14 protein-coding genes are annotated in these 14,148 nt (G+C 59.5%); 1 reads left to right on the top strand and 13 read right to left on the bottom strand.

From position 1 onward, the window contains the following. Positions 1 to 7 precede the first annotated feature (7 nt). Positions 8 to 328, top strand: coding sequence for a thioredoxin (gene trxA / locus QTL56_RS15180; RefSeq protein ID WP_136560009.1), 321 nt, complete (start codon positions 8 to 10; stop codon positions 326 to 328). A gap of 51 nt (positions 329 to 379) precedes the next feature. Here trxA and QTL56_RS15175 read toward each other — a convergent pair whose 3' ends face one another. The 13 genes from QTL56_RS15175 to QTL56_RS15115 all read right to left on the bottom strand — a co-directional run bounded on the left by QTL56_RS15175 (position 380) and on the right by QTL56_RS15115 (position 14,099). After that, positions 380 to 1,720, bottom strand: a complete 1,341-nt coding sequence (locus QTL56_RS15175; protein ID WP_245137224.1) for a bifunctional folylpolyglutamate synthase/dihydrofolate synthase — start codon at positions 1,718 to 1,720, stop codon at positions 380 to 382. Positions 1,721 to 1,760: 40 nt separating this feature from the next. Further along, positions 1,761 to 2,669: an acetyl-CoA carboxylase, carboxyltransferase subunit beta gene (accD, locus tag QTL56_RS15170; protein WP_245137225.1), complete on the bottom strand. Its 909-nt coding sequence runs from the start codon at positions 2,667 to 2,669 to the stop codon at positions 1,761 to 1,763. Positions 2,670 to 2,707: 38 nt separating this feature from the next. Continuing rightward, positions 2,708 to 3,547 (bottom strand): tryptophan synthase subunit alpha, encoded by an 840-nt coding sequence (gene trpA, locus QTL56_RS15165; protein ID WP_229575341.1) that lies wholly within the window; start codon positions 3,545 to 3,547, stop codon positions 2,708 to 2,710. Between the two features lie 2 nt (positions 3,548 to 3,549). Next, positions 3,550 to 4,770: a tryptophan synthase subunit beta gene (gene trpB, locus QTL56_RS15160; protein WP_245137226.1), complete on the bottom strand. Its 1,221-nt coding sequence runs from the start codon at positions 4,768 to 4,770 to the stop codon at positions 3,550 to 3,552. After that, positions 4,767 to 5,441, bottom strand: a complete 675-nt coding sequence (locus QTL56_RS15155) for a phosphoribosylanthranilate isomerase (RefSeq protein WP_245137227.1) — start codon at positions 5,439 to 5,441, stop codon at positions 4,767 to 4,769. The genes trpB and QTL56_RS15155 overlap by 4 nt, the downstream gene beginning before the upstream one ends. Before the next feature lie 72 nt (positions 5,442 to 5,513). Beyond that, on the bottom strand, positions 5,514 to 6,272 hold the full coding sequence (locus tag QTL56_RS15150) for a M48 family metallopeptidase (protein ID WP_245137228.1): 759 nt from the start codon (positions 6,270 to 6,272) through the stop codon (positions 5,514 to 5,516). Positions 6,273 to 6,368: 96 nt separating this feature from the next. Continuing rightward, complete coding sequence (locus QTL56_RS15145; RefSeq protein ID WP_229575337.1) at positions 6,369 to 6,800, bottom strand: DUF2852 domain-containing protein; 432 nt, start codon at positions 6,798 to 6,800, stop codon at positions 6,369 to 6,371. 144 nt (positions 6,801 to 6,944) lie between these two features. Then, positions 6,945 to 8,228 carry a polyhydroxyalkanoate depolymerase gene (locus QTL56_RS15140; protein WP_229575336.1) on the bottom strand — a complete coding sequence of 428 codons (1,284 nt, stop codon included), beginning with the start codon at positions 8,226 to 8,228 and terminating at the stop codon, positions 6,945 to 6,947. Between the two features lie 554 nt (positions 8,229 to 8,782). Further along, a complete protein-coding gene (gene gyrB / locus QTL56_RS15135) occupies positions 8,783 to 11,218 on the bottom strand; it encodes a DNA topoisomerase (ATP-hydrolyzing) subunit B (RefSeq protein ID WP_229575335.1) in 2,436 nt (811 codons plus the stop codon). Positions 11,219 to 11,359: 141 nt separating this feature from the next. Next, positions 11,360 to 11,725, bottom strand: a complete 366-nt coding sequence (locus QTL56_RS15130) for a helix-turn-helix domain-containing protein (RefSeq protein ID WP_229575334.1) — start codon at positions 11,723 to 11,725, stop codon at positions 11,360 to 11,362. Then, positions 11,722 to 12,282, bottom strand: a complete 561-nt coding sequence (locus QTL56_RS15125) for a Smr/MutS family protein (RefSeq protein WP_245137229.1) — start codon at positions 12,280 to 12,282, stop codon at positions 11,722 to 11,724. Before QTL56_RS15125 ends, QTL56_RS15130 begins: the two co-directional genes overlap by 4 nt. Next, on the bottom strand, positions 12,283 to 13,404 hold the full coding sequence (gene mltA / locus QTL56_RS15120) for a murein transglycosylase A (protein WP_245137230.1): 1,122 nt from the start codon (positions 13,402 to 13,404) through the stop codon (positions 12,283 to 12,285). After that, positions 13,401 to 14,099, bottom strand: a complete 699-nt coding sequence (locus QTL56_RS15115; RefSeq protein WP_245137231.1) for a Tim44/TimA family putative adaptor protein — start codon at positions 14,097 to 14,099, stop codon at positions 13,401 to 13,403. The genes mltA and QTL56_RS15115 overlap by 4 nt, the downstream gene beginning before the upstream one ends. Positions 14,100 to 14,148: the final 49 nt, after the last annotated feature.

Genomic DNA, 14,148 nt, shown 5'->3' with positions numbered 1-14,148 from the left:
GAGCCCCATGGCTACCGTTAAAGTCGACAAGTCCAATTTCCAGGCCGAGGTTCTCAACGCTTCCGAACCTGTCGTCGTGGATTTCTGGGCCGAATGGTGCGGCCCGTGCAAGATGATTGCCCCGAGCCTCGAAGAAATCTCCAACGAACTCGCTGGCAAGGTGAAGATCGTCAAGCTCAACATCGACGAAAACCCGGAACTGGCCGCACAGTTCGGCGTTCGCTCGATCCCGACGCTCGCTGTTTTCAAGGGTGGCGAAGTGGCGGACATCAAGGTCGGTGCTGCACCGAAGACTGCGCTGTCCAGCTGGATCGCTGGCGCCGCCTGAGTTCCAAGCCTTTGTAACCAAAGAAAAAGCCCGGTCTTCGCCGGGCTTTTTTCATGCCGGGACGGTGCCATTCTCCGCCAGCACATTGCCCGCGAGATAAAGTGAGCCGCCAATCATGATGCGCGGAGGGACCGATCCCTCCATCTTCTGCCGGATTGCATCGAGCGCTTCGCCCACGGAACTCATCGGCAAAGCCTTCAAACCCGCCTCGGCAGCGGATTGGGCCAAGGCTACGGGATCAAGCCCCACATCCGAGCCGAGGATCGGCACGGTGTAGACGTTGTGCGCAATATCGACGAAGGCGCGCAGGTAGCCGATCGGATCCTTGGTGTTGATCATGCCGATCACCAGACACAGCGGCCTTGCCTGACGCTCTTCCATGGAGACCATGGCTTCCGCGATCACCTCGCCCGCCCCTGGATTGTGGCCACCATCGAGCCAGATCTCGGACCCGGACGGCGCTCTTTCCACCAGACGACCTTCGGTCAGCCTTTGCAGGCGGCCCGGCCATTCGACCGATAGCATGGCCTTTTCGGCGACCTCTTCCGTCACCGGATAGCCGGCTGCCTTCACGGCGCGAATGGCAGTTGCGGCATTACCGATCTGGTGACGACCTGGAAGCCGCGGCAGTGGCAGGTCCATCAGGCCGAGCTCGTCCTGATAGACGAGCCGACCAAATTCCTCATAAGCGAGAAAATCCTGGGCAAAGACGGTGAGCGGACAGCCGAGGCGCTCGGCGGTGCCGATCAGCACATCCTTGGCTCCATCGAACTCCTGATGGCCGATCACCACCGGCACACCCCGCTTCATGATGCCCGCCTTTTCGGCGGCGATCAGCTCGACACGGTCACCGAGATAAGCCTGATGATCGAGCGAGATTGGCTGGATGATCGAGACCGCCGGGTTTTCGACCACATTCGTTGCATCGAAGCGGCCACCAAGACCGACCTCGATAACGGCAACGTCGGCAGGCTGCTCGGAAAAGAGAATGAACGTTACTGCCGTCAAAATCTCGAAAACGGTGATCGGTTTGCCGCCGTTGGCTTCAGCGACGCGGCGGAGCGCATCGGCGAACAGAGCATCGTCGACGATCTGTCCGCGACCACCCTTGACCCCGATGCGATAGCGCTCGTGCCAGCGCACCAGATGTGGCGACGTGTGAACGTGGACGGAAAGTCCCTGAGCTTCGAGCAGCGCCCTGCAGAAGGCAGTGGCTGAGCCCTTGCCATTGGTCCCGGCCACATGAATGACCGGCGGCAGCTTCATGTGCGGATTGCCCAGCACTTCGAGAAGGCGGCGGATGCGGTCGAGCGAAAGATCATAGCCTTTGGGGTGCAGCCCCATGAGCTTTTCGATCTCGGCGTCGGCCAGGCTGACGATGGGGGCTGTCATCACATTCGTTCCGCTGCCGCGGCCTCACAGAACACGCAGATCAGGCCGAGGCCTTCTCAGCCGGCTTCTCCACCGCGGCAGGCACGGTGATGTCTTCGGCCGGGCGCTTGGTCATGATCTTCAAAACCCGCGCGAGCGTGTCGGGAATGTCATGGCGCTTGACGACCAAGTCGACCATGCCGTGCTCAAGGAGATATTCCGACGTCTGGAAGCCTTCAGGAAGCTTCTCGCGGATCGTCTGTTCGATAACGCGCTTGCCGGCAAAGCAGATCTCGGCACCAGGTTCGGCGATGTGAAGATCGCCCAGCATGGCATAGGAGGCAGTGACGCCGCCGGTGGTCGGGTTTGTCAGAACGACGATATAGGGCTGGCCGGCTTCCTTGAGCATGTCGACAGCCACGGTCGTGCGCGGCAGCTGCATGAGCGAAAGGATGCCTTCCTGCATGCGTGCCCCACCCGAAGCCGGGAACATGACCAGCGGGCACTCTTCCTTGATGGCGCGCTCGAAGGCCTTCACGATCGCTTCGCCGGCGGCGATACCGAGCGAGCCGCCCATGAAGTTGAATTCGTGGACGACGGCGACGAGCTTCAGACCCTGCACGCTGCCAACGCCTGCAACGATCGTGTCTTCCTGGTCGGTCTTGATACGGCTGTCTCTCAGGCGATCCGTGTATTTTTTGGAATCGCGGAACTTCAAAGGATCCTGCGCCACCTTCGGCTGCGGCAGTGCCTCATACTTGCCGTCATCGAAGAGATCGGTCAGGCGCGCCTTGGCCGGCATCTTCATGTGATAGCCGGAGGCCGGGATGACCCACTTGTTCTCTTCCAGATCCTTGTGGAAGACCATCTCGCCCGTTTCCGGGCACTTGATCCAGAGGTTTTCCGGAACTTCGCGGCGACCCAGCATGGAATTGATGCGCGGGCGCACATAGTTGGTGATCCAGTTCACGCGGCTTACTCCTGATGTTTCGGGCCCATATGGGGTGCTTATTCGGCAGCAGCAAGGCGCGCTGAACGCACCCCGCTTGCCAGACCGCGCACCAGGGTGACGACAGCCTGAACCGTGTCCGCCGTCGCCTTTCCATCGGCTGTGAGATTGGTGGCAACCTGATTGACGATCGCGGTCCCGACGACAACGCCATCGGCATTGGCGCCGATCAGGCGGGCATGCTCGGCGGTCTTGACGCCAAAACCGACGCAGATCGGCAGGTCGGTATGAGCCTTGATCCGCTGGACGGCGCCGGCGACGCGCGAGGGATCCGGCAGCGACGAGCCGGTGATGCCGTTCATCGAGACATAATAGACAAAGCCCGAGGTGTTCTGAAGAACGGTCGGCAGGCGCTTGTCGTCCGTGGTCGGTGTCGCCAGACGGACAAAATTGATGTCGCGGCTGCGGGCCGGAATGCAGAGTTCGTCATCCATTTCCGGCGGCAGGTCGACAACGATCAGGCCGTCGATCCCGGCAGCCAGTGCATCATCGAGGAAACGCTCGACGCCATAGACGTAGATCGGGTTGTAGTAGCCCATCATCACGATCGGCGTTTCGTTGTCCGTCTTGCGGAATTCGCGCGCGAGATCGAGCGTGCGCACGAGGGTCTGGCCGGCCTTCAATGCACGCTGGCCGGCAAGCTGGATCGCCGGGCCATCTGCCATCGGATCGGAGAATGGCATGCCAAGTTCGATGACGTCGGCGCCAGCTTCCGGCAGGGCCTTCATGATCGCAAGTGACGTGTCATAGTCCGGATCGCCGCCCATGAAATAGGTGACGAGTGCCGGTCGGCCTTCTGCCTTCAAGGCAGCGAAACGTTGGTCCATACGCGCAGTCATGATCAGAGCCCCATACCGAGAATCTTGCCGACAGTGAAGATGTCCTTGTCGCCGCGGCCGCAGAGGTTCATCACGATGATCTGGTCCTTGTCCATGTCAGGCGCGCGCTTGATGACTTCAGCCAGAGCGTGGCTCGGCTCGAGCGCCGGGATGATGCCTTCGGTGCGCGTCAGAAGCTGGAAGGCGGCGAGCGCCTCGTCGTCCCTGATCGGCACGTATTCGACGCGTCCCATATCCTTCAGCCAGGAATGCTCCGGACCGATACCCGGATAATCCAGGCCAGCAGAGATCGAGTGACCTTCCTTGATCTGGCCATCGTCATCCTGCAGCAGATAGGTGCGGTTGCCGTGCAGGACGCCCGGAGATCCTGCTGTCAGCGAGGCGCAGTGCTCCTCACCCTCGAGACCCTTGCCCCCGGCTTCCACACCGACGATGCGGACACTCTCGTCGTCGAGGAAGGGGTGGAACAGCCCGATTGCGTTCGAACCACCGCCGACAGCGGCAACCAGCATATCCGGCAGGCGGCCTTCGGCTGCGAGCATCTGCTCGCGCGTCTCGCGCCCGATGATCGACTGGAAATCGCGAACCATCTCCGGATACGGATGCGGTCCGGCTGCGGTACCGATCATGTAATAGGTGTCGTCGACATTGGTCACCCAGTCGCGCAGCGCCTCGTTCATGGCGTCCTTGAGTGTGCCGTGGCCCGCCGTCACCGGCTTTACCTCGGCGCCCAGAAGCTTCATGCGGAAGACGTTCGGCGCCTGGCGCTCGACGTCGGTTGCGCCCATGTAGACGACGCAAGGTATGCCGAAGCGGGCCGCAACCGTGGCCGAGGCCACACCGTGCTGGCCAGCGCCGGTTTCCGCGATGATGCGGGTCTTGCCCATGCGCTTGGCAAGCAGGATCTGGCCGAGGCAATTGTTGATCTTGTGCGAACCAGTGTGGTTCAGCTCATCGCGCTTGAAGTAGATCTTCGCGCCGCCGAGTTCTTCCGTCAGCCGTTCGGCGAAATAAAGCGGGCTCGGACGACCGGTGTAATGGGTGTTGAGATGCGCCAGCTCGGCCTGGAATTCCGGATCCGTCTTCGCCTTTTCCCATTCTGCCTGCAGGTCGAGGATCAGCGGCATCAACGTCTCGGCAACGAAGCGGCCACCGAAGATGCCAAAACGGCCGTCTTCGTCGGGACCTTCACGGAAGGAATTGGGTTTGGGTGACTGGTTCACTTGACACTCCCTGAAACCGGCTGCGCACGACTTGCTTCGGCAACGGCCGCAAAAAACTCGTCCATCATCTGCAGATCCTTGATGCCTGGCGCGGATTCGACGCCCGAGGATACATCGATGGCCCGCGCTCCGGTTTCCCGAAGCGCTTCCGCGATGTTGGCCTTGTTGAGCCCCCCGGAAAGCATGTATTCCACGCTGTCGTCAAGCGAACGCAGCAGGCGCCAATCGAAAGTAACACCATTGCCGCCCGGCAAATTTGATCCGGCAGGCGGCTTTGCATCGAAGAGAAAACGATCGGCAATCCCTATATAGGGCTCGATACGCCTCAGGTCATCGGCATCGCGGATGGAAAATGCCTTCATGATCGGAAGCCCGGTCACGGCTTTCACGGTCAACAGGCGCTCCGGGCTTTCGTGGCCATGGAACTGAAGGATATCAGGGCGCATCAACGCGATGATCTCGTCGAGTTCGTCGTTGTCGGCATCGACCGTGACGGCAACGCTCTTGACACGACCGCGAACCCGGTCGGCGAGCACACCTGCGATATCGGGCTCGATATTGCGCGGGCTTTTGTCAAAAAATATGAAGCCGATGTGGCTCGCGCCGCGCTCGGCCGCGCGATCGACCGCCTCCGGCGTCCTCAGTCCGCAGATCTTGATATCGGGTCTCATGGCAGCGAAGTCGCACGAAATCAAAAAAGAGTCGAGCCAATTTGCGACAAAGGCTGAATGGTCGCGGATCACTCAGGAAAAGTCGATTGCATGCAATGCTGAACCGTGACGCTTCAGCCAGGCCTTGGCCTCGTCCATTTCGGGGCAGAGTTTGCGGCAGAGCGCCCAGAAGGCCGGACCATGGTTCATCTCGCGCAGGTGCGCAACTTCGTGAGCGGCCAGATAGTCGATTACAATGGGCGGCGCCATGACTATGCGCCAGGAAAAGCTGAGCTTGCCATCCCAGGAGCACGAACCCCAGCGGCTGCGGGTGTCCTTGAGGGTCATGCTGTTGACCGGCTTGCCGACATTCCTGGCATGATGCTCAACCAATCGCTCCAGATCGCGGCGTGCTTCCTTCTTCAGGAAATCGGCAACACGCCGCGAGAGGTGATCTTCAAGACCACTGACGCTCAGCACATGACCAATCTCGCTGTCGATCGACTGTGTGAGGCCGCGCAATTGTCCCGTATGAACGATCCGGTGGGCCACACCGCGCAGGAGGATCTCGCCGCCATCCTCGATACTACCGGCCGGTTTCTGCCGCTTGAGCTTCGTACTGAGCCAGCCCTGATGCCGATCTAGGAAGTCGTCGATGTCCTTTTCACGCAATCCGGGCGGTATGGTCATCTTCAGCGCACGGCCACCCGGTTCGATCCTGAGCGTGATGCGGGTTGCGCGGCTGTTCTTGCGAATGGTCAGCGGAATGGATCGTCCATCCACGGCAATTGCGCGGTCCAGCTGGATTGCCGGGGCTTTTTGCGGTTTCAGCTTCTTGAGCAGGGGAAACATGATGCGTGTTCTAGCCGATTCGTGGTCTCTGGCCGCTACAAAAAAGGCCGGCGCAACAGCGCCGACCTCGAACTCATCATTTGCGCATCCGTCGCGTCAGTTGCCGGTGAAGCCCTGAGTGGGACCGGATTCGCCCGCAGTCTTCATCTGCTGGCGGTCACGCATGAAACGGTCGAATTCTTCCTGGTCCTTCGCCCGACGAAGCTCGCGGGCGTAGTTGTCGAATTCGGCACGCATCTCGTCGAGGCGGCGACGTTCTTCATCAAGACGCCCGAGTTCTGCCTTGCGCCAGTCGTCAAAGGCGACGTTGCCGGTCGAGCTGGGGGCGGTGTAGCTGTTGGAGCGGCACCAGGTGAAAGCGCTATCGGCCTTCTGATTGGCCTCCCGCTTGAAGTTCTGGAACTTCTCACCGAACAGGATGTAGGCAAGCATGGCCAGACCGAGCGGCCAGAAAACCATGAAGCCGAGCACCATCAAGGCGACGGTTGCCGGAGTCCAATCCGGCCGAAGCAGTGCTGACTGGTTCATCTTCGATAACCTCGTTTTCCGCGGACAGCGGAATGCCGTCCGATGGATTCGATGTGGGAAATGAAGCCCTGCCCTTCAAGAAAAAAGCGGATTCAATCGGAGAACCGACTGAATCCGCTACTTAAATTCGAAACATCGAAAGTATCAGAGAGACTTGCCACCCTTGATGACGCGTTTCACCGGCGTCGTTGCCTTCAGGCTCTTGCCGTGGGTCGTGGCGAACTGGACAATGCGCGGCGCGATTTCACGGCGGAAACGCGAGCCGTTGAAGACGCCATAGTGACCGACATCCGGCTGCATGTAGTGCATCCGCATATGCTCGGGGATGTTCGTGCAGATCGTCTGCGCCGCCTTCGTCTGTCCAAGACCCGAAATGTCGTCGTTCTCGCCTTCCACCGTCAGCAGAGCAACGTTGCGGATGGCGGTGGTATCGATGCGCTTCCCCCGATGCATCATCTCACCCTTCGGCAAGGAATGCTTGATGAAGACGGTATCGACAGTCTGCAAATAGAATTCCGCCGTCAGATCCATGACCGCCAGGTATTCGTCGTAGAAGTCGCGATGTTTTTCCGCGGAGTCCCCGTCATTCTTGACGAGGTGCATATAGAACTCCTTGTGGGCGATCATGTGCCTGTCAAGGTTCATCGACATGAAGCCCGAGAGTTGCAGGAAGCCCGGATAGACGTTTCGCATGACCCCCGGCTGCGGCCACGGCACCTGCATGATGACATTGTCGCGGAACCATTCGAGCGGCTTGTCCTGTGCCAGCTGATTGACGGCAGTCGGATTGATACGGGTGTCGATGGGCCCACCCATGAGCGTCATCGAGGCCGGAGCACAGGTGTCACCTTCGGCTTCCATCACCGCAACAGCAGCCAGAACCGGCACCGAGGGCTGACACACGGCGACGACATGCGTGTCCGGTCCGAGGTGGTGAAGCATGTCGATGACGTAATCGATGTAGTCATCGAGGTCGAAGTCGCCTTCGGTGACCGGCACCATGCGAGCATCGATCCAGTCGCTGATGTAGACGTCGGCGTTCGGGAGCAAGGCTTCCACGGTACCGCGCAACAAGGTGGCATAGTGGCCTGACATCGGCGCCACGATGAGAATCCGCGGGCCTTTGTCTGCGCCGGCCGGCAGGTGACGCTTGAAATGGATCAGATCGCAGAAGGGCTTGCGCCAGACGATTTCTTCCTCGACCGTGACACTCTCGCCATCGACTGTGGTCGTTGGCAAACCAAAGGCCGGCTTGCCATAGCGGCGCGTCACACGCTCGAAGACTTCGAAACCGGCGGAAAAGGTACGCCCGACGACGGTATGCGACCACGGATTCAAAGGGTTCTTCCAGGCAAGATTCATCGCGTCGGCGCTGGCCCGGAATGGTGCCATGAAAGCGTGGTTCAGTTCGTAGAGCTGATAGAACATGAAGTTGGTACCTCTGCCTCAGACCAAATTGGTCTGCGTTCATTCGCTAGACTAACAGACTTTGTGCATTGCAAAAGCCCGGATTTCTCCTTGACCATTACAGCCTGATGTCAGTTGACTGCCTATGATGATGGCCAACAAGGCTTAAGGTTCCACCCTCAGCACTGAATTAATCTGTCATCACAGCGCTCGCCCGATCTTGCAGGCCCTGGCCTTTCCGAGGCTTGCGATCTTGTGTCTGTGCCCAGACGTTGTTCCAAAGACGCGCTTCAAGGAACATCATCACCGCCAGAACCACCGACAGCCGAATACAGTGTCGAGCCGATCTTTCTCGATCGATGGTCACCACGTGCCTTCGTCGGCAGCATCTGCGTCCCAGGGAAACTCCGAACGCTCGCAAACCGCTGCCCGGGATCGCCTTCGGGGGCCACTTCCAGACTTACAAATTCATCGTTTCACGTGAATCACGTTAACCATGACGGCGGAAATGCCTCTTCATAAAGAAAGGGCCGCGTCACCAGACGCGGCCCTCTTTTATTCGAGGTAAAATCGGATCAGATGTCGAGATTGGCAACGCTCAGCGCGTTTTCCTGAATGAAATCACGACGCGGCTCGACTTCGTCGCCCATCAGGCGCGAGAACAAACCGTCTGCATCGGTCGCGTCGTTGACCTTGACCTGCAGCAGTGAGCGAACATTCGGGTCGAGCGTGGTTTCCCAGAGCTGCTCGGCGTTCATTTCACCCAGACCCTTGTATCGCTGCATGGAAAGGCCTTTCCGGCCCGTGGCGAAAATGGAGTCCAGCAGCGCACGCGGGCCCGACATCTCGCTGCGGCCATCCTTGCGGGTCAGCACCGGCGGTTCGGAATAGATCTCGCGCAGACGCGCGGACATCTGGTCCATGTGGCGCGCATCGGCGGAGCCTATCAACGCCACGTCCACGGATGCCACTTCCTTGACACCACGGACAACGCGCTCGAAGCGAAGACCGCCTTCGTCCGTGACGAAACCCTGCCAGCCGCGCTCGGTCTCTTCGGCAATCATGTCGAGGCGGCTTGCGACCAGAGCTGCAGTAGCCTCGGCCTGCTCGCGGTTTCCGGTCAGCTCCGGATTGAGAGCGCCGGCGATAGCCGCCTGTTCGATCACATTGCGGCTATAGCGGGAATGAAGGCCGTCGATCAGCGAGCGCAGACGCAGCGCATCCTGGATCACGTCTCGCAGGTCCGGCCCAGCGCGCACCTCGCCACTGGCAAGCGTCAGCGTGGCTTCCTCGAGACCCATTGTGATCAGGTAGTCTTCCAGCGCCTTTTCGTCCTTCAGGTACTGAACGGACTTGCCGCGAGCTACCTTGTAGAGCGGCGGCTGTGCGATGTAGAGATGGCCGCGCTCGATCAATTCCGGCATCTGGCGGAAGAAGAAGGTCAGCAGCAGGGTTCTGATATGGGCGCCATCCACGTCAGCATCGGTCATGATGATGATCTTGTGATAGCGCAGCTTGTCGGCGTTGAATTCGTCCTTGCCGATCGATGTGCCCAATGCGGTGATCAGCGTGCCAATTTCCTGGCTCGACAGCATCTTGTCAAAGCGCGCGCGCTCAACGTTCAGGATTTTGCCTCGCAGCGGCAGGATTGCCTGGTTTTCGCGCGAACGGCCCTGCTTTGCGGAACCACCTGCCGAATCACCCTCGACGAGGAACAGTTCGGACTTGGCCGGATCACGTTCGGAGCAGTCCGCCAATTTGCCCGGCAGTGAGGCGATGTCCAGAGCGCCCTTGCGGCGCGTGAGTTCACGAGCCTTGCGCGCGGCTTCACGGGCCACAGCTGCCTCGACGACCTTGCCGACGAGGATCTTGGCCTCCGTCGGATGCTCCTCGAACCAGGTGCTGAGGGCCTCATTCACGAGGTTTTCGACAACAGGGCGAACCTCTGACGAAACAAGCTTGTCCTTGGTCTGGGACGAGAATTTCGGATCGGGAACCTTGACCGACAGAACAGCCGTCAGGCCTTCGCGGCAGTCTTCGCCCTGCAGCGAGACCTTTTCCTTTTTCGTGATGCCTGAACTATCGGCATAGGAAGTGACCTGACGGGTCAGTGCGCCACGAAACCCGGCCATATGCGTGCCGCCGTCGCGCTGGGGAATGTTGTTGGTGAAGCAGAGGACATTCTCGTGATAGCTGTCGTTCCACCACATGGCGACTTCGACAGTGATGCCGTCCTTCTCGCCCCTGATGGCAACCGGCTTGTCAACGAGCGGCTTCTTGGAGCGGTCGAGATAACGCACGAAGGCTTCCAAACCGCCGTCGTACAGCATTTCTTCCTGGCGGATGTCCGACTTGCGCTTGTCAGTCAGAAGGATCCGAACGCCAGAATTCAGGAAGGCGAGTTCGCGCAGGCGATGCTCGAGCGTTCCATAGTCGAAATCGACATTGGTGAAGGTCTCGGTGCTGGGAAGGAAGGTCACTTCCGTTCCCGAGCGACCTTCATATTCGCCGATCACCTTCAGTGGCCCATCGGCCACGCCATGGGTGAAGGTGATCTCGTGCAGCTTGTTGTTGCGACGGATCTTCAAATTGAGCTTGACCGAAAGCGCATTGACGACCGAGACACCGACGCCGTGCAGACCGCCGGAGACCTTGTAGGAGTTCTGGTCGAATTTGCCGCCGGCATGGAGCTGCGTCATGATGACTTCTGCCGCAGATACGCCTTCGCCGGTATGAATGTCCGTCGGAATGCCGCGCCCATTGTCGGTCACCGTAACCGAGCCGTCAGCATTCAGCGTCACGGTGACGATGTCGGCATGACCGGCCAGAGCCTCGTCGATCGCATTGTCGACGACTTCGTAGACCATGTGATGCAGACCAGAGCCGTCGTCCGTATCACCAATATACATACCGGGGCGCTTGCGGACGGCATCCAGTCCCTTCAGAACCTTGATCGAGTCCGCGCCGTATTCGGCCGGTCCATCATTTTCCGCGATCGGCAAGTCGGTCATTCAGCAATCTTTCCAGTCAATTCTCAAAGGCCCGGCTGACCCGAATCAGCAGCTTCAAGTGGCACGACTATAGGGGTTTTGGCCTGAGTTCCAAAGGCGAGGGCGTTGTTTCTCGTGGATAGACAAGGCTTTTCAACCCCATCACGGCCGTTTTTTGGCGGTATCCAGAATATCCTGCATTTCTCGTATCACATCGGGAGAGAGCTGGCGAATCAGCTTGGCCAGATCATTGGCAAAGGCGGTGTATTCCGGCTTCATTCCGGATGTATCGACTACGATCCGGGGATCGGACCGACCGGCGGTCGAGAAGAGCTCCTCGGCCTCGTCCCATATGATGTTGAAGTATCCGGCCACGCGCTGCAGGAAGTCGAAGTTCGGAAGGCCGCGCTTGCCGTGCTCGAGTGCCGAGAGATAGGCGGGCGATACGCCGATGGCCGCCGCCATTTCTTTCTGTGAGACGCCCTTGCGCTTTCGCAAATGCCGCAGCGCATCGCCGAATGGTGTCATCGGCGATCCTGCCCGCGACGGGACAGCCGCACATAGAGGGCACCCTCCCCGCCGTGCTGACGACCGGCCGGTTCATAAGAGGAGATGATGAAACGAAACTCCGGCATGGCGAACCACAACGGAACTGCGCGCTTCAGCGCACCTTCGCTGCCGAGCGAACTGCCTTTGCCCGTGATGACCAGAACATGCCTCAGGCCACGCTCATGGGCACGAAGCAGAAAGTCCAGAAGCATGCCATGCGCTTCACTCTGGATCAGTCCGTGAAGGTCGATACGAGCTTCCAGTGCCAGGTGACCGCGGGAGAGCTTGCGCTTGACCGGCTTCTCCAGCGGGTGATGCACATGCGGTGCAGGTTTACGCTCGGCTTCACCCTTGATTGCCGGCGACGACAAGGCGGCCCGGTTCAGAGCAGGCACATCCTTTTCCGCAACGGACATCTCGAACTGTTCCTCGAAGCCCAGCAGTTCTTCCATGCGTCCAGGCATCGGGCGAGTCGAACGCGCGACCTTGCCCCAGAGGATCCGATCTTCCGAATTGAGCTTTGGTCCACCCGACACTCAGACAAACCTCTCTGCCGCCTGCTTCGGGATCAGTATATAGAAGTCAGCCGCATTGCGCACGGCACCAGCCAACAGCCCGGCCTCATCGCCCAACCCCGTAAAGATATCGCCGCGGGCAGGCCCCACAATCGCAGAACCCGTATCGAGCGCCAGCATGGCGCGTGCGAAATCACGCCCGCCATCCATATGGGTCAGGCCAGCGGCGTGAATGAAAAAGGGAAATCCGAAGGTATGGATCTGGCGATCGACCGCAAGAGACCGTCCGGCAATCAGTGGCACCTTGGCCGCCGCAATTGGCCCACGCGACAGATCGTCCACTTCGGCTTCGCGAAAGAAGATATATGACCTGTTGTGCCAAAGGATTTCGTCGACCCTGTCAGGGTGTTCGGCCAGCCACGCCCGGATCGACTGCATCGAAATCTTCGCTTCCGGAATCTCATCGAGATCAATCAGGAGACGGCCGATCCCCGAAAAAGGATGTCCGGCCTTCGCGGCGTAAGTTATCCGCCGAAGCCGCCCATCGGGATATCGAAGACGGGCGGCGCCCTGAACATGGGCAAAAAAAACATCGACCTTCGAACGGGCCCAGGCGATTTCAAGATGCCTGCCCTCAAGCCAGCCCTCATCGATCGCCCGACGATCGGGATAAGGCACAAGCCCTTTTTCCGTCTGCAAGGCGAAAGCGTATGACGGATCGAGGGCAGCACTCGGTCGACCGATGTCGTCTACATCCACGAGGTCGGTGGGGCGGCGGTAAAATGGATGGCGATATTCGTGATCCTGCGAATCACTGACATCCACCTCCGGCTCGTAGAACGCTGTGACGAGACCTGATCGTGAGCTGGTGGGCTCGATCAGAAAAGGACGGGTCTCGCCCTCGAAAAATGATCGCGCCTCGGCAGCATTGCGCGGAACGGTCTGGCTTGCGAGTTCCAGTAGCGGCCGCAGATCTTCTGCGGTGAGCCCCAAAGCGCCCGCCTTGTATGATTTGACCGACTGCAGGTAATTCCGGCAGTCGGTCATGGCAGACCAGAGAGATGAAGGATCGTCGAGGCTCCAGCCGGGCAGATCCTGGAATGGCACCGGCTTCAGGCGAAAGGCAGAAGTAGCCTCGCTCATTGTTCCGCTTCGGTCGCGATCAGCTTCCAGTTCGGATCGCGCGAGCGAACGTCACGCGCGAACGTCCAGACGTCGTTGACCTCAGATACAGCCTCCGCGTCACCATCGATGATCGTGCCCTCCTTGTCGAAGGTCGCCGTGATCAACTGGCTGACGATGCGGACCGTCACCTGCTCCTCGTTGTCTCGTGCGGACGCCTGAGTGATCTCGGACTTCTCGATGCCGACGAAAGTCGATTTTACGGTTTCGTCTCTGCTTTCGCGGTCCGCGATCGCGCTTTCAAAACCTTCAAACACTTCGCGGGAGAGAAGTCCCTTCAGCGTCTTTCGATCACCGTCTGCATAGGCCATGACGATCATCTCATAGGCAATCTTCGCACCGTTGAGGAATTCCTTGGGATTGAAGCTCGGATCGTGACGCAGAAGCTCGCGAAGCTGATCGTTCAATGGGGTGCCGGCGGGTGCATAGGCATCCACCGCGATAAACCGTTCATCGCCATTTGCATCTTCACGGCGCGGCAACGTGACAACCTTGCCGTCGTCACCGGCTGCACCCTTCGCCAAATCGCGTTGGGTAAAGGGATCAAAGGGCGGCTTTTCGTTGCCCGTGCGGCGACCCAGGACGCTGCGAAGCTGGAAAAAGATCAGCACCGCGGCGACCAGGAAGAATAATGTAACGAAATCGCTAGATCCCATGAATACCGCCAGGCTTGATTGAATTTGTTTTTTCTATCTCCCATATAGT

The sequence above is a fragment of the Peteryoungia algae genome (genome assembly GCF_030369675.1).
Classification (GTDB): domain Bacteria; phylum Pseudomonadota; class Alphaproteobacteria; order Rhizobiales; family Rhizobiaceae; genus Allorhizobium; species Allorhizobium algae.
Note: the sequence above shows the minus strand (reverse complement) of the source record. Positions and strands in the feature narration are given on the sequence as shown.